This is a genomic window from Rothia sp. CCM 9417, from assembly GCF_048513575.1.
Lineage (GTDB): Bacteria > Actinomycetota > Actinomycetes > Actinomycetales > Micrococcaceae > Rothia.
This window is the reverse complement of sequence record NZ_JBLXXT010000017.1, coordinates 1-639: the sequence shown is the minus strand read 5'-3', so window position 1 is coordinate 639 and position 639 is coordinate 1. Positions and strand designations below refer to the sequence as shown.

Annotated in this window: 1 protein-coding gene; it reads right to left on the bottom strand. The window is 54.6% G+C overall.

Annotated elements, in window-relative coordinates:
- Positions 1–98 precede the first annotated feature (98 nt).
- Positions 99–639 (bottom strand): hypothetical protein (locus ACN082_RS10370; protein ID WP_419100784.1); only part of this gene is annotated, 541 nt, incomplete at its 5' end.

The following is a 639-nucleotide window of genomic DNA, read 5'->3' as shown; positions in this document are numbered from 1 at the left end:
CTCCTGAGCCGACACCGCACGCGGCCCCGAAGAACACCCCACCACCAAAGCACCAACTGCCACCAAAACACCCAACCTACGCCACAAGAGCACACCACTCACCCATCCTCAGACAAAACACACTCACTACGCAGCACAATACTTTCCCCCTTATCCCCCACATAGTAAGACACCGTAATCCCCTGCTCCGTGACATACACAATCTCATACCCATTCCCATACGGCCCAGCATTCTTCACCTCAAACCCACGAGACTCCCACAAAGCACGCATCCGCTCAGACCGCGCAGTGTACTCCGAAGCAGGATGCTGCACATCATCCACATCAAAAGTATCCATAGCCAGCTCAATACGATATAAAGTCTCCTCGCCACTCGAATCACACACACCCTGAGGAGTAAAAGACCGATCAGCCACCTTCTGAGGATCATAAGTACGACCACTGGCGTACTTAAAAGAAGACGGCTCCAACCCCGTATCCTCCACCACCTGAGGCAAGAGAACCCAGAACTCATCCTCAATAGCAGCCTGCTCCTGAGCCGACACCGCACGCGGCCCCGAAGAACAGCCCACCACCAAAGCACCAACTGCTACCAAAGCACCCAACCTACGCCACAAGAGCACACCACTCACCCATCCT